Below are 26,617 nucleotides of genomic sequence, written 5' to 3'. Positions count from 1 at the left end.
GCTGACCGCTCTGCCTCGGGTCTGTGCCAGGCTAACAGACGCCGCGCTGCTCGTCGTAGCAGCGCTATAGTAAGGACGGCGAGACCGAGCAGGACAGCGGGAATGAGATAGTGCGTTGAGATGCACGTGACCTGGTTGGGTAGCCAGTTCAATAATCTGCCGTCCTTGGTTCTTTGCTCAGTGTGGTCAGATACGATTATGGCTCGTGCGAATGGAAAGGAGAGAGGTAAGATCAGCATAGATGAGAAATTACTCGTAGTAATCGATTGATTACTCTATGAATCCTGAGTCTACCTCGATTTACGTAGCTTGCTTGTTTGATTGAAATAGTGGAATCATGTAATCAGACGAGAGCAGGCGAGTGGGATCGGAAGCAGGCAGCCATCTTAGATGGAGCGTGCTACGTTCTGGCGCTTATCAGCTACGGGTCTTGTGTGACGACTGGCGTGCTCCAATCGACTCGATAGGAATAGATCCAGTCGGACGCTTTGGGACTGGCGAACAGCTTCAGAAAGGTGGGCATGGTCAGGTCCCGGAGCCACACCTCTAGGGGTTTGACCTGATGTTTGCCCCGATCGCCGTTCACATCCATTTGATACATCTTGGTGGTGCGCTCCCGGCGCAGGTGCTCATAAGAGGTAAAGGCCTGCTCCAGATCAGGAACATCGCGCAAGCATTTGGCCAGGATCGCAGCATCCTCCAAAGCCATCGATGCGCCCTGTCCAGAACTGGGCGAGATGGCATGAGCGGCGTCATCCAGCAATACCACTGGACCCCTGTGCCAGACTCTCGGCTGTTTGGGCAGCGTGTAGGAGAGGAAGTACGGGAAGGTCTCATCCGCTTTCTCAATAATTTCCTTGATGATGGGCAGTTCACCCGCATACTTGGTGAGCATCTCTTGCCGCCGTCGAGTGTCTGTCATATCAACAAAAGCTTCTCTATTAGTTTCTTGCTTGTGCAGCCAGTTGGTAAACCAGTAGACATAGCCAGTGGCTGGATTGAGATGATAGCCGAAAAAGGCTCGTCTGCCGAAAACAAACTGAACGGTCTCCGGCGCAGAGGGCAGCTTCATGCCAGAGGTGTAGCCGCCACTATTGATCAGTCCGGTATAGACCTCTTCAGGGAAGACTGGATCAACGAATTGACGAGCGCACGAGTGGACCCCATCGCTGCCAATCAGGAGATTACCGCTGGCGCTAGTGCTATCCTGGAAGGTCGCCACCACGTCCTGGCCAGTCACTTCAATATGCTGAAGCCGCTTGCCACGTGTGATTTTTACCCCCTAGCGCTCGGCTCCCTCCCAGAGGACCCTGACCAGGGGAACACCTTCAGGAAAACACTCTTGAAGCCTTCCGTCTGCTCTAGTAGCCTCTCCCAGTCGCTTGTTCTTTCCAGTCAAGATCATCGCATGGCTCACCGCAGACCCTGGCGCCAGGACCGCGTGATCACGTCCGAGCTCTCTGAGCAGAGCCACACCGCTGCTCGCCAGGATCAATGAGAATCCTTCAGGCAGCTCCCTGGCCTCATAGACCTCTGACTCAATACCTGCACTATTGAGAAACAGGACTAGAGCAGCTCTTCCAATCCCGGCTCCGATAATGAGAGCTTTGTCGAGCTGCTTATGCATCACTGTCTCCTTTCAAACGATTTCTATTCATTTCTTGAGTGATTAATCAATTGAGCCTTGACGGTTCGAGCGATCGCTGGTATGCTCAGGCTCTTGCCCTGTTTCGCTTCCTGGCAAAGCAAGTTCGGGGCGAGTCATTTTCCAGATCCGTCTCCCCTCGCTCACCTTCCGTTAACGTTCCATCGTTGATCTCCTGAATGAGCTGGCGTACAAAGGTGAGCTTCGTTTCGAGCAAGGCCAGGGTATACAGGTCCTCAGTGAGAAAGAGACGATCCATGCCAGGCTGCTCACCTCGCTCAATCCGCCGAGCGCGCGTTACTGATCTGCTCCTGGAGATGCTGCACCTGTTTCTCAAGCCGCGCGGCGACTTCTGCTGGGGGAAGATGGCCTAGAAACGCCAGCGCTGCTGCAAACTGGCTGTATTCTGTGGCCGGCGTACTAAGCAGCACACCAAGCCAGTCTGAGGGAGAGCGCGCTTCGCCCCGCAGCGGTCGTCGCATACACGGTACGTTCAGGGTAGCGCCCTTCACGCTGTGTGCCCACCGACTTAATCAGCCCCTCGCGCTGCAGCGCCTTAATCACCGAGCACAGTAATTCAACGTGATCACGGTAGCCAGTTCGCGTTGGCGCATCACCGATGATATCTCGTATGGGTGCATAAGCCGCTCGTTCAAAAGGGAGAGAACGGCCAGAGCCAACAGATTTGAGATTTTCCGCTTTGCCATTGCTCCCTTTCTCTTCCAAATATTCGCTATCAACTATCCGAAATAGGGTATATGAAACATAGATAGTAATTGCCAAGGGAGAAGGGTCATCAACTCGCTCGGCGGTAAGAGCTGGCGCCGGGCCTGGATAGTGACCTCCAACTTCCCGAACCAGCTCTGCTCTGGCCACGGCCAAGGTGTGCGTAATGTCAGTCAGGGGAGTCTGGCGTCCTCACCCTGGGACTCGATGAACGTGACGAGGTCTCGCAAGGCGCTGCGTAACGCTGCAAACCGCTCGTGGCCCAGGTACTGGGCCCACTCGCTTTCCAGTTCCGCGATGGCAGCACAGGCGACTCGCTCCACTTCACGACCACGCGGCGTCAAGCGAACGAGCCGTGCTCGTCCGTCTCTTGGATCAGGAATCCGCTCAATATACCCTCGTTCCTCAACGTAGTCTACAATTGCTCCCATCGATTGCTTGGTCATCTGGGCCAGGCTCGCCAATTCGGTCACTCGCATGCCCTCCGGCGCAGCTGCTGTAACAAGACAAAGTGAGTGGGACGGAGGTCGGTATATCCTGCTTCCATGAGGCGCTGATAGACTCGCGCCACTGTCTGCTGAAATGGGATGCGTAGCAAAGCGCCAATCATCCGAGGTAAGGGCTGAACGCTCTCCATTGTCTTCCCTCTTGCATTTCTGGTAAGTTTAGCTTACTAGTTTGCCGGATGGCCCTCTCACATTCAGACTTTGGCCTGCTGGCTGATCCGTGGAGGCGAGAGGGCGCAGCCAGATCACCCGCTCGCTTCCGGAAGGAGAACCATCCTATGACCTCAAGCAATGCACCCTACATCCTCACTCGTGAGGAAGGCCAGGCTGTCTGGTTTCTCGGCACGCTCATGCTGTTCAAAGCGACCGGGCAGGAGACCACTCAGACCTTCAGCCTGATCGAACAGACCTTGCCGCCGGGCTTTGCTCCACCTCTGCATGTGCATCATGCCGAAGATGAGGCTTTCTATATCCTCGAAGGGGAACTCACATTTGTCTGTGGAGAACAGCGCTGGCATGCTGAGGCTGGAGCTTTCATTTTCCTGCCCAGAGATATCGCTCATGGCTTCCTGGTCGAGGGGAGTCAGCCAGCCAGGCTCTTACAGTTCACCGTTCCAGCCGGCTTCGAACAGTTTCACGCCGAAATGGGCGAGCCGGCCCAATCGTTGACGCTTCCTGCACCCACCCCGCCTGATCTTGCGAAGATGCAGGCCCTTGCCGCCAAATATCACTTTGAGATCGTCGGCCCTCCTGTAGGGCCAGAGTAATGCTGCAGCGGGGGGATGCACTGATCGGATAAAAGCTTCTCCAGCTTCATCAGCCGCGATTGGTCTCCAGGCCAGGAGGAAGCAGGAAATCGGGGGCCATCTTTTCTGGCGCCGCCCGGCATTGCGTGTAGGTCTGGGGGTGTTCGACTGACTGCGTCCACTGTCGAGGCCGTGACCACGGGGAAACGAAGCTGGCCTTGTTCAGATTGCTGGTGCTGGATTGGAAAGACCTGCCAGCGCTGGTCTCACTACATGCGCCCATGCCGGTCCAGATCAGCATCCCACCGCTTCGCCAGGCTGATTAGCGTGTTATCCTATGGGCAGGCTCGAGCAATACTAGCTGTTGCGGATGACCTGACCTGCCTGTCCCCCCCCTGTGGGCCTGAGTCGGAGATGAAGAGCCGGTTCTCCAGAAGGCCCCGCCCTGGCCTTGGCGTCTGCCACTTTGGCCACGGTGATCACCCCGCTTATCTTCCAACGGCAGCGATGCCTCTCCTTTCTCTCCACTGATCGGGGCCCGGCTGAGTGAGCAGTTTCGTATCCCCGCCGGGTATGCTTGAGCCTTGATGCTCACAGGCACATGTGGTAACCTGAGGGAGTCCCCGAGCGCAGCTGTGGCAGTGCGATAAAAGACAGCTCCGGCCCTCCTACTCGTAGTGGTAGAGAGCGCAGGTGTTGCTTTAGGGTTGATAGGGCAAAAGTAGAGGTTACGAACACATGGGGCTTGCTGACCTAGTAATCAAGAGAGGATGAACATGTCAAAAATTGTTGTTTCGATGTTCGTATCTCTGGATGGCGTTATTGAAAATCCTGGCTGGACTTTTCGATTTACATGTGAAGAATCACAAAAATATAAATTTGATGAACTTTTTCGGTGCTCTGCCCTCCTGCTGGGACGCAAGACCTACCAGGGATTTGCAGCCAGCTGGCCAAGCATGCAGGGAACCGGGGCGTATGGGGAGCGCATGAATAGTCTGCCTAAGTTTGTGGTCTCTACCACGCTCTCGAAAATGGAGTGGAATGCCAGCTTGCTCACAGGTGATCTCACCGAAGCGGTCTCCCAAATTAAGCAGCAAGCAGAGCAGGATGTGTTGATTTTCGGAAGCGGAGAACTGGTCCATAGTCTGATGTCTCTGGATCTGATCGATGAATATCGGCTGATGGTCTTCCCTATTGTGGTGGGCAGGGGTAAGCGCCTCTTTCCAGAGGAAAGCGAGATGAAGACGCTGAAGCTGATCGAGAACCGGGCCTTCAGTTCCGGGGTTGTTGTCCTCACCTACCGACCAGACCGGTCCTAACCGGAACGAAGCTAGAGGCCGTCCACTTGACCCTCTGCCATCTCTGCAGTCATGGGTCCCGAGCGATCGCCAGCGGGATCCTTCAGAGAACGATGAGGAGCTGCACCAACCCTCCTCTTCTCTGGCCTCTACGGCACTCCTGCCTGTGGCCTGGCAATGCTGGGACCTCGATTCGCCACTCGAACAGCACAGCACTAGGGCCGCAACTGCTCCTGCAACCGCTGACAGGCATATGTCCAATCGATACGCTCTTGCTCTAAGCGGATATTCTCCTCGGCAAGCTTTGTCAAGAGGGCCTGCTCTGCAGCGCTCAGCGCGGGCAGCTGGCGTACTGAACACGGAGTACCCTGCACCTGAAATGCAGCGAATCTGGCCAGCGTTTCCTCATCCATCATAACCGCGGTCACCTTGGGGAAACTGGAGCGCAGAGCAGAGAGAATCTGAAAGCCCTGCGCATCAAGATCGCCCCAGTAGAAAAGTGGGCTCTCCTTCAGCCACGTCACTGCCTCTAACAGCGTGACCTGAAAGCCACCACCGAAGATGACAATCGTCTCGGGGAACGAAGAAGGCAGCGCCTGGAAGGTGAGCAGGTTTTCGACAATCAGACAACGCTGGCCCCGCAGCACCTCCAGGCGAGCCAGTTCGGAGAGAGGGAGACTGAGATCAGTCAGGGGCAACCCATAGCGCTTGAAAAACTGGTCATCCAGCAGACGGATTCTGATCAGCGTTTCGCTCTCGCGCAGGCCAAAGCGCTGAGCAAAGGTCCGACCGTCCTCACGAATGGCTAGCGGAGGGAGGATCTGGCGCAACAGCCGGGTAAGAATACCGGTATGCCGCTCAATAAATTTGGTGTCGACTGGCACACTGAGAGCACGCGCATAGAGTTGAGGCCGGGGATGCTCCAGAAAGCAGCGACACACCAGCAATAGCTGAGGCCAGAGACCATGATAGCGGATCACCTGCTGCGGCTGAGCGCGCAGCCAGGCCTCCAGTGCAGGCACTTCGGCCCGAATGAGCGCCACATCCGCACAAAACTGCTCGAATTCCTCGCGTTTGCCTGTAAGCCAGAGCAAATCATCGGCACGCTCAATGATGATCCTGGTTGGGATAGTCTGCGTGCCTAGATGCCGCAGCCGTACAGTGCGCATCTCAAGACGATAGCCCTGTCCCTGGACCTCACGCGAATGAGTGATAAGCTCTTGAGTAGCATGCAATAGCTCATGGTAATCCTGGGAAGGCAGCCCTGCAGAAAAGCTCTGTGGGAAGAAGGGCTTGTCCTCCACCCAAGCGCTGAGAAAATCTCGGTAGAGCCGGTGCGCTCTCTCCTGGACGAGAGCATAGTTGATCATGATGGGGACAGCTCCTTCTGCTGTGAATAACGCTCGCGATACTGTCGCAACTGAACATCGCTCATGTTGTAGACGAAAGGACAGCTCTCTTCACTTTTTCTCACGATCAGATGACAAGAGGAAATGAATGGCTCAATAACAGCGATTTTCTCAAGAGGCGTCACCACGATCAACTGAAAACCAAGGCTGCGGAAGAGTTCTAGGGCCAGGAGAGTGTTAGCCTGATCAGAGCGGCCAAAGGCTTCATCAAGCACAACTAGACGCAAAGCGGCATCCCTTACCTCTGGCCGATCAAGCTGATATTGATAGGCGGTGGCCGAGGCCAGAATGCTTGTTGCCAGCCTGGCTTTCTGGCCGCCATTCAGGCCCGCTGAGTCGGAGTAAGAGTTGGCGACGATGGGCTGCGGCTGCCCACGCTGACGCTCCTCCGCTCTGAATTCAAGCCAGTTGCGCACATCGGTGACGCGCTGAGCCCAGGCTTCCTCGGACTGCAAGCGCTTGAGCAGGCCCTGAATGCGTTCAAAGCAGGAGTGGTAACTCTCCGGGGTCAGCTGGCCTACATCGGGAATACAGGCTTTGAGGGCGCGACGGAACTCCACAATCTCCTGGTTGCGGGTCAGATCAGCACAAAGCTGCAGATAGGTACTGGCACTGTAGGGAACCGCTGCTAGCGCAGCGTTGAGCGTCTCCAGGCTTTCGCGGATCGCTTGCTCGTGCTGGTACAGCGTGGCCTGAAAGCCGGTGATACTGGTCACCACCTTCTCGTTGAGCAAGGCTTTAAAACCGGCACGATGGCGCGGCAGATCATCCTTTTGAATACGCTCGTAGCAACGCCGGTAGTCTGGCAACGCGGCCAGGCTGTCATCTAGCTGCTGCCTGAGGGCAGGATCAGTCTCCAGGAACGCCCGCATCCGCTCGCGAATCTCCTCTGCCATCTTCTCACTGTTCCCCTTCAATGGACTCAGGCTTTGCTGATAGGTCCTTGCCAGCCTCTGCTTGATCTCACCAAGCGTATCTAGACTCAGCGCTCTCTCGTTTTTGAGATCGCGCTCAATGCGGACTCTGGCCCGTTCGCGCCCCTCCGCCGTCAGCGGTGGCGTTTGGCCAAGCAGCCGCTGGCAGGCAGCCAGCTCAGCCTGATCGCGCTCCAGATACCCTCGCAGCATCCCAAGCTGCTGCTCTTTCTGACGAAGCGTCTCTTCTTTCTCCTTAATAGCTTCTTGTAAAGCAGCTCGCTGGCTTTTTAACTGATTGAGGTACTCGGAGCGACCACGCAGTTGTTCCAGCTCTCTCACCAGCCGCTGACATTCTCGATCAACTGCATACCAGTCAAGGCGTGCAAACGTCTCGACATCCAGTAAACGGCGCAGTTGATCACGTTGCTGCTGCCGGTCCTGCTGCTCTCTTTCAAGAGCCTCCTTCTCGGCAGTGCAGTGGTCCAATTGTCGCTGGCTCGTCTCCAGCTCCTCGATGAGAGCACGCTGTTTCGAACTATTATCCCAGCCCAGAACGTAGTTACGGGGATCACCCAAGGGGGTACGATCATCCTTTTCATGGCGACTACGGTTGTGTTTGATCTGGCCCTGGCGTGTCAAAGCGCGCGGGGCACTCCGGAACTCCTCCAGGCTCTCACAGCAACGATAATTGTAGAAATCAATCAATTCCGTTTCAAGCCAGGTGGCAAAGATAGGATTGGCGTGCTGGCGAATCTCTAGCTTGTGATAGAGCGATTGGGCGGTCAGCTCACCACGACGGCCCGGACCCTGGCCGGGCTGAACACAGCGGTAGATCAGATGCCCTTTGAGATCGGTCTGCTCAACATAGCGGCTGACTTCCTGATAATACTCCCCGAGCACTAATAGATGGCGCCCGAAACCGCGCAGCAGACGCTGAATAGCCGGTTCCCAGGCGCGGTCTGTTTCTCGAACGCGCAGCAGCTCGCCGACAAAGGGCAGCTCCTCTGTGGAGCGCTGCAACGCGGCAGCCAGGCGGCTGCGTAGCAGAAGGTCGCTCTCCGGCAACTGACTTCCGCGCTGTTGCAGGGAGGCAATCGCTTGCCGCAGTTGCTGGCAGTGCTCACTCAGTCTTGCTTTGGCTGTGACCAGCTCATCGCGTCTGGCAATGAGCCTGCGCTGATGCTCCTCTATCTTTGCTTGCAGGTGCAGCGCCTGTTCCCGCGTGCGCTGAAATGTTGGCTCATCGCTAAAGCCGACCAGACCAAGCGCCTGAGCTAGCGCCGTATAGCGCTGAGCCTCTCGCCGGCGCCGCTCTCGCTCCTCTTGAAGACGCTGCAGACGCTCGCTCAGCGTGCTCAGCTGCCGCTCAACTTCATCGCTCCGGATCTGGGCATAGATCTCTCTCTCTTGATCACGCAGCGGCACCAGCATCTCCGTCAGCGCGGCCTTGCTGGCCGCCAGCTGCTCATAGCGCCGCTGCTGTTCGACAAGAGCTTGCTCCAACAAATGCTTTCGGTAGCCTAAGAAGTAATATTCCAGAAATTCGCGTGCCTCCTCGGTTTCTTGAATACGCCGTTGCAGGTCCTCGTAACTGTCAGCCTGAGCGATCAGTGGAGTCAGAATAGCCAGCTGCCGCTCTGCCCGCTCAATGGCTGCGTAGGCACGCGTCAGATTGACATAATTATTGTAAAGTTCTTTTAGATCTTCATGTATATCATACTTTTCCAGCATATGATTGCGAATAAACTGGTTGAGTGGACCGATGTCCTTGACGACCGTGATCTGGTTGAACAGATCCATCGCCTTCTCTGAACGCAGATGGAAGAGGTGCTGGAAGCGGCGACTGTAGGGGGAAAAGTGCTCGAACAGTTCGACTCCTGCGCTTTTGAGCTGCTTTCGCAGCTCAGAAAGCTTGAGCGGCTGCTGAGGAGAAAAATGCTCAGCAATAGAGAGCGCAGTGCGGGCCACAATATAGAGGCGTCGGAGGGTGTCTCCCCCTTCCCACCAGAAGAGTTGAGCCAGCGTGATCTCTTCTGGCGCTTGCTCGGGGATCAGCCGACGGAAAATTGCTAGCAGCACACTATGGCTGTTGGTGCCGCGCAGATAGATGTTGCGAGAGCTAGAGGAATCGACATCCTGCAGCTTTTTCCAGGCCCCGCGGATATAGGTTCGTTCGTTACGCTCCTCGGCCTTGTGACCACCTGCCGCCTGGTTATAGAGGCGTTTACCAGGGGGAACCATGAGCGTCAAGAGGGCGTCGACCAGGGTTGTCTTGCCCGCCGCGTTAGCCCCGGTGAGCAGGGCAGAGCCTCCGAGCGGCTCCAGGCGCGCCAGGCCATTAAAAGTGCCCCAGTTATAGACCTCCAGCACATGAAGACGGAAGCCCCCCATACCTGCTGCTGGCTGTGCGGCAGGAGAGGCCGAAGCGGGGATTGGCTGGGCTGTCCCATTCCAACCTTCTGGCTCTCTGCTCTCAGAGTTCTTCCGCTGCGTCTGCTCCATCCACTCTTTGTTTGCCATATTGCCTTAGCCTTTCTTTGAGCTGCTCAAGGGTCTCGACATCCAATTTGGCTTTGAGCAGGGGACGTACCTCATACATGGCATCCTGACCCTGCCCATGCGCCCGCAGAAAGTTTAGCTCAATCAAACGCTCGATGGCCTTCTCGATCTGCTGCTCCGTCTTGCGCTCATCATGCCGCTCAGGCAGATACGGTTTGCACCAATCGACTAGCTGCTGATACGAGCAGAGCAGCGGCTCCAGCATGAAGCTATCCCGCTCACTACAGAGCAGCCTGTCTCGCAAAACGACACAGAGCAGCGTTGCTATATAGGAGAGGCGATCGCGGCGAGTCAGGCGAGGGAGCCGCAATGAACGGCCTTCATCGTCCTCTATTTCTGGCTGAAGCAAGTAAGCCAGGCCGCTGTTCTCGTCAACGCGCAGTTCCAGGCCGATCTGTTCAAAGTAGGCCTCGATCTTCGGCTGGTGCTGGAGAAGGTCGCTCCAGATGTCATGATCGTCGCTAAAGACAGCCCCTTGCAGGAGTCTAAGGATCACCGACGCATAGGGAAGGACACGGCCGCCTTTCATGGTCACCCTTCTGCTCGCTGGTAGAGGACGCGCGGGACCAGCCAGCAGCGCGAGGCCCCGCATGCTAGTCCCGCACAGGGGGACGGCAGCACAATGAGATCATAGCTCGTAGGATCGATCAGATGAGCAGGCTCAGAGGCAGCAATGGCCAGATAGACTAGCAGTTCGGCCAGGCCCGCCTCGGGAGGGTAGCGGACCAGCAGCTCAGCCAGCGTAATCGCCGGCACCTCCTGCAGAATCTTCCTGAGACGCCCGCGTAGCAGGCTCTCGTCGACGTGGACTCCGCTGAAAAGGGCATTCAGATCTGCTGCATCTGGCTCATGGCCCTCAACCGCCAGGGACCCGGCGCAGAGTAGTGGCTCCTCGGCTGGCTGCCAGAACCCCCTTTCCAGGGGGAGATAAACCTGGGGCGAGCCTTCTAGCTCTAGCAGGGGCTCGTCAAGCGGCAAACTATCCTTCAGTACAAGGGTCTGGCGCTTGATAGCAATCAGCAGCTCTTCCAGGCGACGCTGTTCCTCTCTGATCTGCTCATCGAGTAGCCGGCGCAGAGATTCGGCCAGCTGGTAGTTCGAGAGGACAATGCTCCAGCCTGCCTCAAAGAGCGCCATCGGGAGGCGACGCAGCAAGTGATCCTCTCTGCACCGAGGTGTAACCGCTTCAAGCGAGAGCATACGCTCAATAAGCCTGTAGAGTTCCTTATACCACCAGGGCTGACTGATGAAGCCCCAAAACGAGTAGAAACTCTGCCCCTGCTCCGATGACTTAAGAGCCTGATCTGCATCCAGGACATGGTGAATGAGTTGTCCTTTGTGCACCTCTTGCTCCAGGCTGGCCTGCGTGATGGAGTCGGCCAGCTTGCGAAAAACTTCCTCAACGCGGCGAAAGTCATGCAGCAGCTCACGAGCCATGCGCCTGACTTCCAGGAAGCGCTCAACGATCTGCCAATCATCTAAGACCGGCACACTGCCGCTCTGACTGATCCTGGCAATCTGCTGCTCGATCTCTCTGCGCTGCTCTTCAAGTCGAGCAATGCGTGCCTGCGGGTCAGTCATGCTCTGCTCATCCATCTCACGAAGCAAGCGGATGATCTGCAGGAAACGCGACTCAGTGCCGATAAAAGGCAGCTCCTCTAGGGTCTCCAGCCAGCTCAGGGTGCGTTCTGTCTCCGCCGTCAGCTCCACTCGATGCTCTCCTTTGCCATCCCCACGTCGCACCTGCAGAAAACGATGTTCCTCGTCGCACCACTCGTTCAGATAGGCCTGCGCAGACCGTGTGTAGCTACCCGGCCTCCGCGCGTTCAGCTCCTGTAGATGGGCTTCAAGCCTCTCCAGAAAGACGCTAAGTGGAACAGAAGAGCACATATCTTTCCTAAAGATGCTAAAGAAAAAACTGATAATCATGGAGGCGTTTGTCGCCTTGAGCAGCCGAATGCCAGGGGATTCCTGCAGGATACACTCAAGATAGTCATATTGTGTAAAATCTTGCATCTCTTCTCTCTCCTGAGCTACCAGAAATCAGCGCCTGCCTAGTGTTACCTGACAGAAACCCTACTGCTGCCATCTTGGAGATCGACATAGTACTTGTGCTCAAACTCATCAAAGAATTCGCGTTGATGCGAGATCACGATGATGCGCTTGAGAAGGCCCTCAAAATCGCGCAGGGCCTGAATAATCTCTGCCCTCCCTTGCTCATCGAGGCTGCCAAAGCCTTCGTCGATCATGACAGACTCGACGCGCTGATGCAGGCTGCCGGCATAGCGCCCAATCGCCAGCGCCAGACTCACGGCTATGCGAAACTGTTGACCACCGCCGAGCAGCTTGACTGACTGGGGGCGTTGAGCATCCACGGCGCTATTGATCACTCGCAGCTCCAGTGCCTTGCTTTCTGAGGCGTCCCGGCCTGCCATCTCTGCTGGCCCCTCGTTTTGAGGTAGAAGCAGCTGCAGGCTACCATTCGAGATGTGCATGAGTATATCGTTCGCGTGATAGATGATACCCCGCTCAGCCTGCTGGATCAAATAATGCTGTAGGTGCTCACGGCCAAGCAGCACGGCAAGGCGCTTATAGCGACGATGTCGGGTTTCCGCCTTCTGCAGCTCTCTCTCCAGTTGCTGGCGCCTTTGAAACTGTTCGCGTTGCAAGGCAAGCTGCTGACCCTGGGCTTGCTGCTGCCTGACCTGCTCTTCATAGCACAGATGGATCTGCTCCTGCTCTTGCACCACCTCAGCTGCAGCCCGCCGAGCCGCTGGCGGTATCTGCTCAAACTGTCGCTTGATGTCCTGCAAACGCTGCCGGTCCTGTTCGTGTTGGTAGCGCGCCCGAGCCAGCTCCTGCAGGCGCTCTCTGGCCCCCTGCAAGCCCTGCCTCTCATCTTCCCAGTCGGCCACGTGCTCGGGAGCAAGGTCAAGCGCCCGACTGCGCCAGTCCGCTGGCAGCATAGCCTGCTCGTCACAGATGCGCTGCTGGCAATGGGTGAGATCGCGCCCGGTAGCAACGAGCTGATCCCGTAGCTGCACGCTCTCGGCCTGGATAGTCCGGCGCAGCGTCTCCAGATGGGTAAGGCTATCTGTCCGCCTGCCAAGCTCTTGCTGCAGCTGCTGGAGGCGCTCCTGCTCGCTCTGGCAGCATCTCTGTAGAGCGTTCAGGTCCTCTGGCGTTGGATAGCTGCCAGCCGAGAGATGGCGCCTCGGGTCAAAAGGCAGATTAGGAGCGCCGACAATGCGCTCAAGGTAGCTGGGAGCCAGCTGAGCAGAGATAGTGAGCGCATGGTCCGCTGCTACAGCCTGCTCACTACAAAGTTGCTGTCGCTCCTGCTCGTGGCGGAACGCACGATCGCGAATACTCTGTATATCAGATTCTATTTGATGCATTTGATTACATTGATGATTATACACATTTTTAGCTTCTTTTTCTTTCAACGCTGCCTGCTCATACTCCTGCCTGACCTGTAACAGTTCGGCGTTGAGGCGTGCGCGCTCGCGCTCAAGGTGCTCTGGGGTAAGCGGCTGACCGCAGTAGCGACAGACCTGGGTCCCATCGACTTCGTTGAAGCGTCGCAGACGCTTCTGGCTCTCGGCCAGCAGAGTTTGACAGCGTGCGCGCTCCTCGCTTGCGGCGAGGAGCCTTGTGTCAGCGGCTTCGCACTGAGCACGCAGCAGACCCTCTTGCTCCTGCAAACGGGCCAGGGCCGTGGCGTCCTGCTCCCGCTCGCGCTCCAATTCTGCCAGGCGACGTGCCGCCTGTCTCCATCGCACTCGCTCGCGAGCGAAGGCCTGCAAGGCCACACGGGCCTGGTCCAGTTTCATCAGCGTATCGATGCTGCAATCATATTCTTCATACAGAGATCTTTTCATCTCTAATTGATATTTTTTCTTCTCTAAATTCTTTTGCATATGAAGCAGCTTCTGGATGCTTTGTAGGGGAGGGAGCACCCGCTCCAATTCTTCCAACCGGATGGCGTCCTGTTCAATCTGATGGGCCTGGCGAAGCAGGTGCTCATAGCTGGCCAGTGCCTCCTGGAGTCGCTCCTGCTCTTGCAGCAGACGCTCCCACTGCTGAGCGAGGGCCTGGAGTCGTGCGAGTTCAAGCTGCCGCCTATTCAGCTCATTGCAAAGGCGCTCGCTTGCTAGGAGCTGCTCCTCTAATTGGCGAAGCGTTTCCTCCTGAATGGCAGGCAGGCCCTGCAGCTGGCTTTTCAAGGCTCCGATCTCCCCTTCATACTGTCTCTGGTAGTCGCAGGCCCTCTTATGGAGCCTCTCGTAAGGTGTGAGATCGATGATCTGGCTCAGCAGCGCGTGCCGCTGCGGAGCATCTGCAGTCAGAAGCGCATCAGTCTTGCCCTGGCGCAGCAGGACCGAGAAGGTGAAGCTCTGGCAATCGAGGCCAAGGAGCTGCTGCGTCCAGGTTGCCAAATTATCCTTCTTATCGGTACCAGGAATGGGTTGCCAACTCCCCCCTCCAGCAAGGCGATAGGCCTGTTGGGTCTTCTGGCCACGGCGCTGGACGGTGCGCCGGACACGGTACTCCTGGGAGCCGACGGCAAAGTCGAATTCGACCAGTAGTTCGTTGACCTGGTGATAGATCAACTCCTGTTGGTGCTGCTTGCCCAGGCGCGATTCGCCATAGAGAGCAAAGCAGATCGCGTCAAAGATGGTGGACTTGCCGGTCCCGTTAGGGCCGCAGATCGCCCAAATGGTAGAGCCATCGAAGGAGATCACGGTATCATCACGGTAGGACATGAAGCCTTTGAGGCGCAGACGGTGGGGTCTCATCGCTCTTCTACCTCCATAAAGAGCTGCTCGGCGAGCTGCAACATGGCCTCGCGTTCAGGCTCAGGGTCATCTTTCAGGCACAGATCGAGGTAGTGACGCACCGTGGCCAGCACATCGCGGCTCTGCTGGAAGGTCAAAGCACTGCTCGTCACGGTGCCGCTGCGCACATCTCTAATCTCGCGCTCGTACCAGCGTGGGAACAGCCCTTCTATGGCCTGACAGAGGCGCTCGCGCTCGCCGACGCTCATCGTCGATGAGTCCCAGTGCAGAATATAGCGCACCAGGGCCCGCTCGTGGTCGGGATAGAGTGCGGGGAGGGTAGGAAGCTCCTGGGCGGGATTGCGAACCTCCACCTCATAAAAGGGGGCGCTCTCCAGAGGCAGGAGGCGCGGCGGCTCCACAAGGCGCCCATCTTTGATCTCCAGCAGCACGACGCTTTTCTGATCATCCCGCTCGCCATAGTCCAGACGCTCGATACTGCCTGCATAGCGCATATGGACGGCATTGGGCAGTGCCGCCTGGGGACAGTGCACGTGGCCCAGCGCCACGTAGCTCCAGGGAAAGGAGAGGTCGCTCGCTTCCAGGCGCACCTCATCGCTTTCCTCCAGATAGTGGCCGGACGGGGCCAACATCCCTCTGGTGAGAATGTGACTCACGAGGACAGAGGGCCAGCGCGACTCTAGCCCCTGCTGCAGCCGGGTGAGGACGGAGCGGAATTGCTCCGCGATGGCGCGATTGCGTTGGGCCAGCGTCTCAAAGCGCTGTCCGGCCTCGCCGCGGAGATAGGAGCTGCTCGGATAGGGCATCAGCACGAACTGGACCACCTGCCCGTCGCGATCGCTCAGCCTGAGCACTCTGGCTCTGGGCACCAGGTAAAGCCGTCCGCTGCTGTGAAGCTCATCGCCGTGCTGGCTGGCAGGCATCACCAGATCGAGGGCATCGCGCAGCGTGGTAAAGAAGACCTCACTGTCGTGATTGCCGCAGATGGCAACGATGGTGCCACCGCGCTCGATGAAAGGCTTGAAAGCGATCTTGATGATCTCGACACCCGCCTGTAGCTGCTCAGCATGGCTGCGCTCGCGGAAGAGGTCCCCGGCGACGAGCATGACATCGACCCGCTCCTCTTCCAGGTAAAGAGCGACGCGGTTGAGGGCACGCACAAGATCGGGGTTGCGCTGCTGCCGCCCCAGGCGGCTATTGAGATGCCAGTCAGCGGTATGCAATATTCTCATGCTACTTTCCTCCTGCTCGCCAGTTCAGCGCTCGATGAGGTCATCCTGGCCGTCGCTGGTCGCACTCAAGGATGAGAGCGCTTCTTCGGCATTCATGGCCCAGACTGGGAAAGGGACACGCACGAGCATGGGCTCGCGAAAGGCATCCTGAATGATCAGCTTCTCGTTGATGCGCAGGTTCAGAGCGCGCTCGCGGGCGCTCTCGCTGAGAAAGCGCCAGACAGGGGTGCCCAGCTCCAGGGAGCCAGTTCGCCCAAGAACCTTGATGGCAGCGTTCTCGATGACTTTCTCGGAGACCCTGGAAGCCTGCTGCTGGGCACCGAGCAGGATGATCCCTTGCGAGCGCATTTCGGCGGCAACCGTTTCGATAAGCTGCGTGATGGGATCACGGGCGCCGCGGGGAGCGAAGCGATTAAGCTCGTCAAGCATGACGATGTAGACCAGGCCGCTAACGACCCCGGAGCCGCTGCGCGCCTCGACAAGTTGACGGAAGATGGTGGCAACGACGAAGCGCTGCATCTCGGGCATACCAGCCAGCGAGAAGAGATCGATGACCAGCGGATCGCTGGTGTCGGCACGCACGACGTCGAGCGGCCTGCCCTGACGCTCATGGCGGCGCAGGACGCCGCTGCTCTCGGAGACCAGCAGGAAGAGGCGCCGATAGAGCTTCTTCCAGGTTTGGAGATGGTGGTTCTGGCTGAGCTGCGTCCCCTCTTTACCTTCACTCTCGTTATCTCCATCTGCCCGTTTATTGGATCGCCTGTTCACCCACTCCAGCAGCTCCTGGAAGGTCTGAGGGCCAGAAGGACTCAGAGTGCGAACGAGGGAGCCATCTGCGCGCCGCTGCTCCCGCGTTAAGAAGGCCTCGACATCGAGCACCAGGGCGCCGAAGTTGGGGTCGCTGGCGTCTTCCTCGGCAAAGAGGTAGCGGAAGAGAGCGCTCTCAATGATGTCCTGCAGCCCCCAGCTGTAGGGAATGACCCCCTCACTGCGTCGCGTGTAGACGGGCAGACCACTCTCCTTGCTGGCTGGCGCATAGAAGGTCACGTTGCGGAAAGGGCGAGGATCACTCACACCCAGACGGAGCCAGTCAGCTTGATGCTCGGGACCAAAGTGCTTGCATTGGCGATCGATGAAGAAGAGGTCGTAGTTTTTGACGTTGAAGATCACGGGCACGACGCGCGTGCGATCTGGCTGTGAGGGTGCCAGGCGCTCCAGTTCACGGCAGTAGTGCAGGAGCATCCAGACGACAAAGAGGAGGAAGCTGGATTTGGTCCCACGCCCGGTCGACCCAGTGACGTTGAGGTGGCCGCCGTTGAGGCCGAGCAGATAGTCGAGATCCAGCAAGCCTGCTCCAGCCAGTGGCTCGCCGCCGTTCTTGATCAGGCCAATCGGCAGCTCCCGCCCAGGGCGAATCTCACCGGCGGCGTAAGCAATAGCTGCCTCCCTCTCACCCGCCAGGTACACCTTGCTACGCTCACGCGGCGGCGTCAGGACTCGCGGCTCAACGGCCAGGATGCTGACGCGCGCATAGGTGTAGCCGTCGCTCTCGAAAGGCGGATCGTAATCGATGTCGCCGTCAGCCTGGTCAATCTCGTCATCCATGCTGCGCTTGCGACTGCGCCTCACGACTTCCTCGACAATGCCGTAGAAACGATAGCGGCGATTGGCAATCACGCTGTCGCAGTAGACTAACTGCGTCTCCTCTACTAGCGCATCCCGTTTGACCCAGAAGAAGAAGCGACGGCTGGTGGCCTCCTGGCCCTGAGGGGAGCCGACAAGACCCAGGCAGTGGGGTTCTTCCAGCAGGTCGTATTGCTCATCCGCAGTCTGATGGGCTTCATGATCGATGGTTTGCATCTTCTTCCGTCACCTCCTGACGCATGTATTACCTGGAAGAGCGATGATTTATATATTGGTGTAACGGTAAAAGCGCTGCACAAGCATTTCATTGGGAGTAAAGAGTGCTTCCAGGGTTTCTTCAACCCGCTGAATGGGATAGATCGAGATGGCGGCGCGCCCGTAGCTATGGTTTTTGCAGCGGTAGCTGTAGATGATGTGCGAGAGATAATCGATATAGCGTGGATCACCTCCGATGAAGCCTTCATAAAAGGAGCGGGAGATTTCCAGGCGTACCAGGCCCCAGTAGGGCAACTCGCTCCCTAGCGGGTTCAGTCGGAGGTACCAGGTGACCAGGGGTAGCTTGCCGCCGATGCAGAAAGCCGGCGTACGCTGGCCCGGCTCCAGTTCGTAGAGCAGGGGCAGCTCACGCGAGGGGAGATAGACGCGCGCATGCGTTTTGATCAGGCCGACAATGGGCGCGCTGTCCTGGTCGAAGGCCCCAACACACGGCTCCAGCCGCCCATCGACCAGGGTGGGTAGCTGCAGATTGCAGGCCAAAGCGCGGCGCATCAACAAGTCCATCTCTTCCTGCATGCGGTTTTGCACAGCGCGACGCATCTGCTCGAAGGAGTAGCTCATCGGCGAGGGATGGCAAGGTAGGAGACGCAGATCGTGTTCTCCTAGAGCGGCGGCGAAGCTTTCGACTTCGTCCCAGGGAAAGCCTTCGACGGCCAGCGAGACCACACGTTCAACGGCCTCGTACTCGCGCCGCAGTAGACCTGCCTGATCGATGAGTGCAGCCGCACCGATTTCAGCCAGACGCACGGGTACGGGAAAACCCTCGCGTGTCTGCAGCCAGGCGACGGTGCGGCCAACGTTCTTGCCATCAACGAAGCGCCTGGGCCACCAGGGCCAGTCAACAGGCGGGCGAGCGGATAGGACATCGATCCCTGCCCAATGCTCTCGCGAGCGCTCGTAGTTGAGAAGCTCTTCTCGCACCTCCTCAACAATGACCTCGTTCCCCTCTTCGATTAGCCAGGGCCGTGGCTGGTCGTTGCGGACACGCCGCGCCCCATTATTCTTTAAAAAATCCAAACCTCCGATCCGTGTCATGCCGCTGCCTCCTCCCTCTCTAAGATGTGGTAGTGAATCCCTTGGCTACTCTGCGTGGCAAGGGAAGCAGCTGCAGCTCTTTCAGACGCAGCTGCATGGCCTGATCACTGACCAGCAGGCAGGTTGCAAGAGCCGAGACGAAGTCAGCTTCGCTGCTCCAGAGGGGGAGGCGGGCCGCCAGGCCCCGGACGATCTCTTCAGGCATGAGCAGCAAGGTGGCAAAAATGTTGGCCTCTCGCTCCATTTGCCAACGGGGTGGAAGCGGCGCGAGATCGTTTATATCTCCTGCCAGAACGCTTATAGTCGCGGAGGTCTCACTGCCTGCCAGAGGCAGTCTTTCGCTGATCTCGACATGGTGGTGCCGTCGCTCAGCCTCTTGCAACGCGGGACGGAAGTGAAGGAGATAGTGCCCAAGCTCGTGCGCAGCCGAGAAGCGTCGACGGACCAGCAGATCCCGACGCTCGACAAAGATACAGCCATAGCGGCTGCCGGCATGGATGAAGCCTGCCAGCGGCTCCTGATCCTCGTCAACAGGTACCTCCAACAGCCCCCCCTGAGTGAAGAGGTAGCGCAGTGCCGTGGTGCGCGTGAGATCAGCCAGCTCAATACAGAGGAGATTCGAGGCGTCAATGATTTCGCCCAGTGGGGCAATAGGGTAGCGTAGGGTGGGGGGTTCCACCTGAGAGCTGGCATAGAGTTCATCAATGAGCTGCATGACGCGCTCAGTACAGAAGTCTTGCATACCTAAGCCTCCGGCTTCCTATGCGTGCGCTGTTCCTCTTGTCTGCGCTGCCAGGCTGCTCGCTGCTGACGAGCTGCTGCCAGACCAGCCTGACCCTGCCTGCGTTGCATGGCCAGCATGATAGCCTGCTCGCGAAAGTGCTTGAGGAAAGGAAGGGTTGGCTGTAACCCGAGCCGCTCAAAGAGGCGCCTGATATTCTGAAGACTGAGATCATCTGGTAGCGCTGGCGTAGAGCCGGGCAGCTGCTGGAGAAGTCTCTGCAGCTCTTGCTTGATTGCCCCTCGGCTGAGAACGTTCTCCTGCATGCGGATGAGTACGTCGCGGCAAGTCAGAGGAGGAATCTGCACCTCTTCGCCTTCATCTCTGACGGCTGATGGGAGATACTGCCAGACGATCTGGCGTAGTTTTTCTAACTCTTCTTCCTGCAGAAAGAATTGCTCTTCTTCGAGGTAATATCTATGAACATCTATAATCATCTGTTCCAGCTCAGAGTCTCCCATCGCCTCTTGTAAGATTCTGTCCATGGTATCAAAGTCGCCTCGCTCGAAGGCGCGCAGGTAGATATAGAGGGCCTTCTCACGCGCCAGCTGCTCGCGAGAAATGGGCCGTCGTTCGTTAGCCATGACGTTCACCTCGTCTCTGCTTTTCTTGCGCTTCGAGAATGGCTTGCAGGCGCCCGAGGGCGCGACAAAAGCGCACGCGAGTCGCCCCTGGACTGATCTTCAAGAGGTGCGCAATTTCGTTATGCTGGAAGCCATAGTGAAGGAAGAGGCTGAGAATCTGACGATCAGCCTCCGAGAGATTGCTGAAGGCTTCTCGAAGCCCTTCACGCTGCTCCAGCTCTAGCGTTGGGTCAGCAGTGGTCAGTCGCTGGCTAAATAGGGTGAAGAATGCCTCATCATCCTCATATTCCCCCGAAGTGATCTGCTTCAGCGGCAGGGTTCGCCGCTTCTCCTGCTGATGTTGACGGCGGAACTCCTTGAGGATGTTGTGGGCAATTCTTAAGAGCCATCCCTGGAGATTGACTTTATGACCAGGCTGCTTATTTGCCAGCTCAAACGCTCGCTGGATGACGCTCTGGAACAGCTCATCGGTTTGTTCCTGAAGCTCAGCGTCGTTGCCAGCAGCTATCAGACCCGATCGAGCGACTAGCTGGCGCAGGATACCATATAACAGGCGATAGTTGTTTGCATCCTGCAGATACTGGGCCAGTTCCGTGTGGAGATTTGAACCAGAGATCAGCAGGGATTCCCTATGTTGTTCATCCATGCGTCCCCTCTTTTCTACATCAGCGTTTCTCCGAGGGTTCTACTCTAAAATGAGTTAAGACCCATCGAATGTTACACTAGAACAAAAATACCAGTTCCTGAGGCGGACCCTCTGGTGCTCCGCGGAGTTTCACAGATAAAACGGTCTGTTTTATGGATATAAAAGTAATTATACCCAGGCGCATCAGAAGCCAGGATCAGCTAGCCCTTTTGTCTTTATTAGTCGCTGTTGCCAGACGAGATCGTTCTAGCCGGCAGTCAGCAGTGAGGTCCTGTCTCGGACGGTCTAGGTCCTGCTCCAGGCAGCTGCTGCCTGAATAAGCAGTCATGCCGCCAGAATCAGCGAAAGCGCCGGCCCGGGTTTGAAACATCCCATAGCGCCAGCTATGAGCGCCTGGCATGCCAGTCAGAATCAGCCAAGTCGCCCGTCGGGGTTGAAAGAAACACGAACCAGGCCCGCGGAGAAAACCCACTCGCACCAGCCGGGCCTGAAGGCACTGTCCACAGCGGGCAAGGAGGAGCATCTGACGGAAGGACCGTCAATGTGTTTCATCTGTCAGAAGGTACAAGGCGATATTGCGCTTCCTGGGAGGTTCATCTGCCAGGATGAGCTGGTGCAGGTCATGCACCTGGTCCCGGGTCCTGATGGGTCTGTCTCTCTGGGAGAGCCGATGATCGAGCCGTTGCGCCATGCGCCAGGACTGGCTGATCTGACCAGCGAGGAGGCTCAAGCGTTTGGCCTGCCGCGGAAAATGGAAGAGCTGTTGAGGGGAGAGCAGAACAAATAGCTGTCACTTAAGCTGTCTTGAGGACAAAGGGCGGCTCCCCTGTAGTAGGGAGCCGGCCACGTGACTCGGGAAGAGGGAGCGGGAGACGGGACTCGAACCCGCGACAGCCTGCTTGGAAGGCAGGTACTCTCAAGAAGAGCAATCAACGTCCCCAATCGGCTCTAGAAGCCAGTTCATACAACTCATCTACATCATGAAAAGAAAAGAGGCAGGGATACATAGACAGAAAGCTGCCTTCCAAGGCAGATCCTCTGAAAAGAGTATATCCTGAGAGCTTCCTTCAAGCAAGAGCAAAGACTCTCGTTTGACTGCCCCCCGTATAGCCTTGCAAGCAGTGCGCGTCCACAGGTGTTGATCCAGGGGCCTCCCCCAGAAGTCCATCTCCCCACCCGCTGCACCAGATCAAGCACAGAGAAAGATTCTCCCGGTCCGTCTCAGAGAACCTCCTCTCATATTGGCGCAGGGAATGACCAGCTCCACACTCATACCTCACTCCAGCGCCACTCTGACAAAGAGCCAATCAGCGCCTGCAGCCAGAGCAACGAGCATCACAGGACATGGCCCTGTTGTCTTTGAACCTCTTCCGAGATCTGCCGGAACTGAACAACGACAAAGGTCTCCACCTGCTGCCTTCCCTGGCGGCTCCCGTTGCGCACCCACTGCCAGTCCCTCACTCTCCCACTCTCTTCCCGCTACGCTCCCGCTTCCTTCCCAGACGTTTCCCACCGCCGTCGTGTACGCTCATTCTCCGTCGAGTGCACCGAGATCACCTAGGATGAGCAACGTGGCCAGGAAGGGCCTCCCCCTCCCCCACCAAACCGCAGAAGGAGTCTATCGGATGCCAGTCCTGCCCCGGTTTATCGAACTGCCACTCCTGGCGCGGGCTTCTCTTGGGGTGAGGGCCGATGATCGGACGCCGGTGTGGATCAGGAAGGGAAGAGGGCAAACGCTTCTGCTTCACTCCACTCCCTTCACGACCCTGGCCAGGATCTCCCGGTGCTGTACGGCTGGTCTCAGGAAGAGCTTGTCAGGTCACGTTCTGGGTTTCTGCCATCAGCCCCATGCTGACCTGCTCGACGCATTCGCCCACGGCGCCGGCTTCAGCCGCGGCCTGGGGTCGCTCATGCTTTCGATAGCTGTCGCCTCCTGTCTCGTCCACAGGCAAATAGGTCACCTGGGAAGCGGCGTTCGATCAGGCTGCGCGATCTCCATTCAGGGGGCAAGACACGTCAGTACGGGCCATGTTCTTCGCAGCAGATGGAGAGCTGGTGGCTTCTGCTACCCAAGGAGGAGCCAGCCAGCAGTTTTGCCTCTGCTTATCCCACCGCAGAGCCAGGCCATAGCATACTCCTCCATACAGGAAAGGAGCGATCACCACCATGCAACGACGAAGAGGCATCCTGGCACCAGGAGCGCTGTTCCCCCTTCCCTTCTGGATTCTATTAAGCGGTATCTTCGTGAACCGGTTCGGCAGCTTTGTCGGGGTCTTTCTCCTGGTGTATCTGACGGCTCAAGGCTACTCCCCAGCGCAGGCAGGCATAGCTGCGGGAGCCTATGGACTGGGCAGCATGGCCGCTGCTCTCCTCGGCGGCACTCTGGCAGACCGCCGGGGAAGACGGTGGACTATCGTGGTCGCCATGTTCTCTTCCGCCGCAGCTACTCTGGCCTTATCACAGGCACGTGCCTTGCCGGCGCTGGTGGGCCTGGCGACCCTGGCTGGCCTCTGTGCTGCCCTCTATCGTCCGGCGGCCAGTGCCTTGTTGACCGAGCTGGTACCGAGAGAGCAGCGCCTGCCCGCCTTCGCCTGGTACCGGTTTGCCCTTAATGTCGGCTTTACCGCTGGTCCTCTCCTGGCTGGCTTCTTTGCCAGCCACTCCTTCTTCTTGATCTTCCTGACAGATGCACTCTCATCCGTCGTCTTCGGCGTGCTGGCCCTGGTCGCTCTGCCCGCTGGGAGCGGTGGCGCAGCTCAGGAGCAGCCACCGACAGCAGCTGGATTCGTGGAAGCGCTCCATCACGATCCTCGTTTTCTGCTCTTCCTGCTCGGTTCCCTGGCAGTGGCCATAGTGTACTTCCAGCATCAGTCCACTCTTGTTCTGCAGGTGCACAGCCTGGGTCTGTCCAACGCTGCCTATGGAGCGCTGCTTTCGCTCAATGGCCTGGTGGTAATCGTGTTAGAGCTGCCTCTCAGCCAGGTCACCAGAAAGTGCCCACTGCTGCCACTGATTGCCATAGGCTGGCTGCTCACAGCTCTGGGATTTGGGCTGGTCGCCTTTGCCTCCAATCTCGTGTCCCTGGCCTTGACAGTGGTGCTCTGGAGTGTGGGCGAGATCCTCCATCACCCCGCCTCTGCAGCCTACGTCGCCGATTTGGCGCCAGCGCACTTGCGTGGCCGCTACCAGGGTGCCTGGGATGTCACCTGGAACCTTGCTCAGACGGTCGGGCCGCCGTTGGGGACCCTGGCGTTTTCCTGGGACGCGCCCAGATTCTGGTGGCTGTGTGGTTTGCTGACCAGTGTTGCTGTGCTGCCCCTTGTGCTCGGAAAAGCGCCAGACCAGACGCCCGCGCAAGCAGAATGTCCCCGCGCGGAGACTCCTGCGCTTCGGAGGTCGGGTCCCGCCCCATACCCCGCTCGGAAAGAATCTGGGCCCCCAGGGAGACGCTCGCGTGCACTGCTCAACTATCTGGCCCTTCTTCCACGGGGCACTGATGTAGACCTTCGTATCATCCAGCAGGTGATACGCTGCTCGTATCCCCAGGCACGTCATCTGGCAGAGGCCCTGGAACGGCAGGGCTATGTGCTTCGTGTGGCGGGATCACGCCGGCGCTATTGCCTGCATCCGTCCTACCGTCCTGCAGCCGTGCGCCTCCGTCGCCAGTGAGAGCAGGAGACGGCTGCTTCCGCACCATTCTTCCCTATAGTCACCGATCATCCTCACACACGTTTATCGATTGCTCTCACTCGTTTCATTTCTTTCCAGTATGATCTGTCTGTCTGGACAGTACAGTCTGTCAACCTGCCTGCCGCACCATAGCACTCCATCCCTCGTAGGGTTCTGAAGCTCCCACTCTCTCTGAGGAAACAGCAATCACCTGCACATGGACGCCAGCCTTGTTCATCGGAGTTGCCATCCGCCTCACGGCCCTGATCAGTGCTGTGGAGGAGTGACTGCCCTGATGGGAACAACAGCCAGCCGCTGGAGCTGTCCCTGAATCCCGATCACCCCCCCCTGCACCAGACCAGTCGTTGGATCTTGCTGCCCGACGTAGGCTGTATTCGCACTGGTAAGCATCTCGTCCAGTAATGAGAGTGCCTTTGCCTGCTGCAGTTGAGCATCGCTCATGGTGACAAGCTGGACCGCGTCCTGGCGGATGCGTTGCATCAGGATAGCAATGGCCTCTAACTGCCTGTCTACGTTCGTGGCAATCTGCTGCTGGGAAGCTATATGGCCAGGAGCATTGATGAGACCACTCAAGTGCAGGTTGATGTGGGCAAGATAACTGGGAAGCGCCTGGTTGGGGTCAACCTGCAGGAGACCGATGCGACCTGCCTTCGGATCGACCAGGATCGGGGTACCAGTGGGAGTATCACGCCCAACGTAGGCAGTGCCATCAAGGTAGTCCAGGATGCGGATCACCTGCCGACGCAGCAGCCCCGTATGAGTCCCGGAGGCCCAGTCATCCCTCGCCGCACTTGACCACTCCAGGAGCTTTTCCGTATTGCGATAGAGCCAGAGGGCCAGACCTCCAGAGAGACCAATGTGTTGAAGCTCAGGATCACTGGCCAGCAGGTGCCGCAGGTGCGACAGGAGACTATAGTGCTGCTCGTCCCCCGGAGTGGGCGTGTCGGAAATCGCTCCAAGAAAACGCCAGGTGGTCGAGTCGAGAGAGGGCGCGATCGGAGGATGAGCTGCATCCTCCTCAGTCACCAGGAAACGGCTGTACTGAGCGAGCAGATCCTGGTGAGAAGGGCTGCGATAGGTCAGCAGGACGGCTCTGCCCCTCGTTGACGAGAGCGTGCCCAGTAGCAGCGGAGGTGTCTGATCATCTGACCGGTCAGGAAGGAGCCAGGCATACTCGGCTTTGGCAACCGGCACAGCGGGGAGCTGGTGGAGCGTGAGGGTGATCACATCGTTGAGACCTCGCGTACCCAATGGATCGAGTTGACCACTACTGCCAAATGCCAGAGTCCCTACGAACATAGCCGTTGGAGGTTCCACCAGCGTGGCTGATGGAGAAGCGACCAGCACCGAGCAGAGGAGTGCGAAGAGCACCAGGATGATCATGCCAACAAGCGCGAGCAGCGCCAGTTTTGTACGAGGGCCCAGGCCGGGCAGACGTCGCTTCTGCGTCTGCCCGGGAGCTGAAGGCGGCGGCAGGATCGTTTCCGGCAGCGGTGTCTCCCCCGAGAGAAGCCAGCTGGCATCCGCCGGGTCGAGAACACCTGGCATGTGACCAGACACTGGTTCCTGATTCTGAAAAGACGGGGATTGCCCGGAACTGATTGCTCCAGCGTCTGAGTCGGAGGCGACAGGAGACGAGGCCCTGGTCAACCTGACGCCAGACGTGCTCTGGCTTTGCGATGCTCCATCTGGTAAAATGGCCCTCGACCGCAGCGCAGCGTCAGTCCTCAGTACCAGTTCCAGCGAAGGGAAGAGCTGCATTCCATACTGATAAGCAAGGGGAGCCAGCGCCTCCAAGCGGCTGTCCGGTACAACGATCCCGACAATGGGTGGTGCCGAGACTTCAGCAAGACGCGCGAAATGCTCATTACAGCTCAGGGCGGGACCATGCTCGGGGAGTGCGAGGATCATCGGCTGTGATTGCTGGGCGATTCCCGCCCGGATGATCTCGAAGGAATCCTCCGGTTCAACCTGGAGCAGAGTCAATGCTCTTGGCGCAATCATGGTCGCCAGGTGTACCAGGTCCTGCTGTGCGTGTGCGCTCTCTGTCAACAGCGCGTGCACATCATCTATCTGCATATGTACTGCTCTCTTTCTTCTACTGCACACCTCTCAAGAAAGTCA

The 26,617-nt window shown here is 57.9% G+C and carries 20 protein-coding genes; 4 read left to right on the top strand and 16 right to left on the bottom strand.

From position 1 onward, the window contains the following. Positions 1–421 precede the first annotated feature (421 nt). The 3 genes from A4R35_RS00470 to A4R35_RS00455 all read right to left on the bottom strand — a co-directional run bounded on the left by A4R35_RS00470 (position 422) and on the right by A4R35_RS00455 (position 2,850). The gene (locus A4R35_RS00470; protein ID WP_112425496.1) at positions 422–1,273 is read right to left on the bottom strand and encodes an FAD-dependent monooxygenase; all 852 of its coding nucleotides are present in this window, start codon (positions 1,271–1,273) and stop codon (positions 422–424) included. Between the two features lie 650 nt (positions 1,274–1,923). Further along, positions 1,924–2,127: a hypothetical protein gene (locus A4R35_RS23790; protein ID WP_146747054.1), complete on the bottom strand. Its 204-nt coding sequence runs from the start codon at positions 2,125–2,127 to the stop codon at positions 1,924–1,926. Positions 2,128–2,544: 417 nt separating this feature from the next. Continuing rightward, entirely contained in the window at positions 2,545–2,850 is a 306-nt protein-coding gene (locus A4R35_RS00455; RefSeq protein ID WP_112425490.1) for a MarR family winged helix-turn-helix transcriptional regulator, read from the bottom strand. 305 nt (positions 2,851–3,155) lie between these two features. Here A4R35_RS00455 and A4R35_RS00450 point away from each other — a divergent pair, with 305 nt between their 5' ends. Together A4R35_RS00450 and A4R35_RS00445 are read left to right on the top strand one after the other, a co-directional pair. After that, positions 3,156–3,644 (top strand): quercetin 2,3-dioxygenase, encoded by a 489-nt coding sequence (locus A4R35_RS00450; protein ID WP_112425488.1) that lies wholly within the window; start codon positions 3,156–3,158, stop codon positions 3,642–3,644. Between the two features lie 755 nt (positions 3,645–4,399). Further along, positions 4,400–4,942, top strand: a complete 543-nt coding sequence (locus A4R35_RS00445; RefSeq protein ID WP_112425486.1) for a dihydrofolate reductase family protein — start codon at positions 4,400–4,402, stop codon at positions 4,940–4,942. Positions 4,943–5,136: 194 nt separating this feature from the next. Here the strand turns inward: A4R35_RS00445 and A4R35_RS00440 are convergent, their stop codons facing one another. From A4R35_RS00440 to A4R35_RS00390, 11 genes are all read right to left on the bottom strand, one after another. Further along, positions 5,137–6,291: a Wadjet anti-phage system protein JetD domain-containing protein gene (locus A4R35_RS00440; RefSeq protein ID WP_112425484.1), complete on the bottom strand. Its 1,155-nt coding sequence runs from the start codon at positions 6,289–6,291 to the stop codon at positions 5,137–5,139. Beyond that, positions 6,288–9,638 (bottom strand): ATP-binding protein, encoded by a 3,351-nt coding sequence (locus tag A4R35_RS00435; protein WP_189361165.1) that lies wholly within the window; start codon positions 9,636–9,638, stop codon positions 6,288–6,290. Before A4R35_RS00435 ends, A4R35_RS00440 begins: the two co-directional genes overlap by 4 nt. Before the next feature lie 82 nt (positions 9,639–9,720). Then, positions 9,721–10,335 (bottom strand): DUF4194 domain-containing protein, encoded by a 615-nt coding sequence (locus A4R35_RS00430; protein ID WP_189361163.1) that lies wholly within the window; start codon positions 10,333–10,335, stop codon positions 9,721–9,723. A 2-nt stretch (positions 10,336–10,337) separates the two neighbouring features. After that, positions 10,338–11,822, bottom strand: coding sequence for a DUF3375 domain-containing protein (locus tag A4R35_RS00425; RefSeq protein ID WP_112425478.1), 1,485 nt, complete (start codon positions 11,820–11,822; stop codon positions 10,338–10,340). A gap of 44 nt (positions 11,823–11,866) precedes the next feature. Further along, entirely contained in the window at positions 11,867–14,605 is a 2,739-nt protein-coding gene (locus A4R35_RS00420; RefSeq protein WP_112425476.1) for an AAA family ATPase, read from the bottom strand. Further along, complete coding sequence (locus A4R35_RS00415; RefSeq protein ID WP_112425474.1) at positions 14,602–15,837, bottom strand: metallophosphoesterase family protein; 1,236 nt, start codon at positions 15,835–15,837, stop codon at positions 14,602–14,604. The genes A4R35_RS00420 and A4R35_RS00415 overlap by 4 nt, the downstream gene beginning before the upstream one ends. A gap of 24 nt (positions 15,838–15,861) precedes the next feature. Continuing rightward, positions 15,862–17,697, bottom strand: coding sequence for an ATP-binding protein (locus tag A4R35_RS00410; protein WP_112425472.1), 1,836 nt, complete (start codon positions 17,695–17,697; stop codon positions 15,862–15,864). A gap of 48 nt (positions 17,698–17,745) precedes the next feature. Beyond that, the gene (locus tag A4R35_RS00405; protein WP_112425470.1) at positions 17,746–18,792 is read right to left on the bottom strand and encodes a hypothetical protein; all 1,047 of its coding nucleotides are present in this window, start codon (positions 18,790–18,792) and stop codon (positions 17,746–17,748) included. Positions 18,793–18,811: 19 nt separating this feature from the next. Next, positions 18,812–19,534 carry an ImmA/IrrE family metallo-endopeptidase gene (locus A4R35_RS00400; protein WP_112425468.1) on the bottom strand — a complete coding sequence of 241 codons (723 nt, stop codon included), beginning with the start codon at positions 19,532–19,534 and terminating at the stop codon, positions 18,812–18,814. Positions 19,535–19,536: 2 nt separating this feature from the next. Then, positions 19,537–20,157 carry a hypothetical protein gene (locus tag A4R35_RS00395; RefSeq protein ID WP_112425466.1) on the bottom strand — a complete coding sequence of 207 codons (621 nt, stop codon included), beginning with the start codon at positions 20,155–20,157 and terminating at the stop codon, positions 19,537–19,539. Beyond that, entirely contained in the window at positions 20,150–20,803 is a 654-nt protein-coding gene (locus tag A4R35_RS00390) for an RNA polymerase sigma factor (protein WP_112425464.1), read from the bottom strand. The genes A4R35_RS00395 and A4R35_RS00390 overlap by 8 nt, the downstream gene beginning before the upstream one ends. Before the next feature lie 541 nt (positions 20,804–21,344). Between A4R35_RS00390 and A4R35_RS00385 the strand changes: the two genes are divergently transcribed. Beyond that, entirely contained in the window at positions 21,345–21,590 is a 246-nt protein-coding gene (locus A4R35_RS00385; RefSeq protein ID WP_112425462.1) for a hypothetical protein, read from the top strand. A 1,027-nt stretch (positions 21,591–22,617) separates the two neighbouring features. Here the strand turns inward: A4R35_RS00385 and A4R35_RS24890 are convergent. Next, on the bottom strand, positions 22,618–22,749 hold the full coding sequence (locus tag A4R35_RS24890) for a hypothetical protein (protein ID WP_262982306.1): 132 nt from the start codon (positions 22,747–22,749) through the stop codon (positions 22,618–22,620). Between the two features lie 220 nt (positions 22,750–22,969). Between A4R35_RS24890 and A4R35_RS00380 the strand changes: the two genes are divergently transcribed. After that, positions 22,970–24,472, top strand: a complete 1,503-nt coding sequence (locus A4R35_RS00380; RefSeq protein ID WP_112425460.1) for an MDR family MFS transporter — start codon at positions 22,970–22,972, stop codon at positions 24,470–24,472. A gap of 267 nt (positions 24,473–24,739) precedes the next feature. On the opposite strand, the gene A4R35_RS00375 is transcribed toward A4R35_RS00380, so the two are convergent. After that, positions 24,740–26,572 (bottom strand): hypothetical protein, encoded by a 1,833-nt coding sequence (locus A4R35_RS00375; RefSeq protein WP_112425458.1) that lies wholly within the window; start codon positions 26,570–26,572, stop codon positions 24,740–24,742. Positions 26,573–26,617: the final 45 nt, after the last annotated feature.

Source organism: Thermogemmatispora tikiterensis, assembly GCF_003268475.1.
GTDB lineage: Bacteria > Chloroflexota > Ktedonobacteria > Ktedonobacterales > Ktedonobacteraceae > Thermogemmatispora > Thermogemmatispora tikiterensis.
Note: the sequence above shows the minus strand (reverse complement) of the source record. Positions and strands in the feature narration are given on the sequence as shown.

What these genes read in the sequence shown, in the direction of transcription:
- A4R35_RS00425 (WP_112425478.1), bottom strand. Translation starts at nt 11,822, where the DNA reads ATGCAAGATTTTACACAATATGACTATCTTGAGTGTATCCTGCAGGAA.
- A4R35_RS00440 (WP_112425484.1), bottom strand. Translation starts at nt 6,291, where the DNA reads ATGATCAACTATGCTCTCGTCCAGGAGAGAGCGCACCGGCTCTACCGA.
- A4R35_RS00380 (WP_112425460.1), top strand. Translation starts at nt 22,970, where the DNA reads ATGCAACGACGAAGAGGCATCCTGGCACCAGGAGCGCTGTTCCCCCTT.
- A4R35_RS00375 (WP_112425458.1), bottom strand. Translation starts at nt 26,572, where the DNA reads ATGCAGATAGATGATGTGCACGCGCTGTTGACAGAGAGCGCACACGCA.
- A4R35_RS00415 (WP_112425474.1), bottom strand. Translation starts at nt 15,837, where the DNA reads ATGAGAATATTGCATACCGCTGACTGGCATCTCAATAGCCGCCTGGGG.
- A4R35_RS00395 (WP_112425466.1), bottom strand. Translation starts at nt 20,157, where the DNA reads ATGGCTAACGAACGACGGCCCATTTCTCGCGAGCAGCTGGCGCGTGAG.
- A4R35_RS00390 (WP_112425464.1), bottom strand. Translation starts at nt 20,803, where the DNA reads ATGGATGAACAACATAGGGAATCCCTGCTGATCTCTGGTTCAAATCTC.
- A4R35_RS00455 (WP_112425490.1), bottom strand. Translation starts at nt 2,850, where the DNA reads ATGCGAGTGACCGAATTGGCGAGCCTGGCCCAGATGACCAAGCAATCG.
- A4R35_RS00430 (WP_189361163.1), bottom strand. Translation starts at nt 10,335, where the DNA reads ATGAAAGGCGGCCGTGTCCTTCCCTATGCGTCGGTGATCCTTAGACTC.
- A4R35_RS00450 (WP_112425488.1), top strand. Translation starts at nt 3,156, where the DNA reads ATGACCTCAAGCAATGCACCCTACATCCTCACTCGTGAGGAAGGCCAG.
- A4R35_RS00405 (WP_112425470.1), bottom strand. Translation starts at nt 18,792, where the DNA reads ATGACACGGATCGGAGGTTTGGATTTTTTAAAGAATAATGGGGCGCGG.
- A4R35_RS00400 (WP_112425468.1), bottom strand. Translation starts at nt 19,534, where the DNA reads ATGCAAGACTTCTGTACTGAGCGCGTCATGCAGCTCATTGATGAACTC.
- A4R35_RS00385 (WP_112425462.1), top strand. Translation starts at nt 21,345, where the DNA reads ATGTGTTTCATCTGTCAGAAGGTACAAGGCGATATTGCGCTTCCTGGG.
- A4R35_RS23790 (WP_146747054.1), bottom strand. Translation starts at nt 2,127, where the DNA reads ATGCGACGACCGCTGCGGGGCGAAGCGCGCTCTCCCTCAGACTGGCTT.
- A4R35_RS00435 (WP_189361165.1), bottom strand. Translation starts at nt 9,638, where the DNA reads ATGGGGGGCTTCCGTCTTCATGTGCTGGAGGTCTATAACTGGGGCACT.
- A4R35_RS00445 (WP_112425486.1), top strand. Translation starts at nt 4,400, where the DNA reads ATGTCAAAAATTGTTGTTTCGATGTTCGTATCTCTGGATGGCGTTATT.
- A4R35_RS00410 (WP_112425472.1), bottom strand. Translation starts at nt 17,697, where the DNA reads ATGCAAACCATCGATCATGAAGCCCATCAGACTGCGGATGAGCAATAC.
- A4R35_RS00420 (WP_112425476.1), bottom strand. Translation starts at nt 14,605, where the DNA reads ATGAGACCCCACCGTCTGCGCCTCAAAGGCTTCATGTCCTACCGTGAT.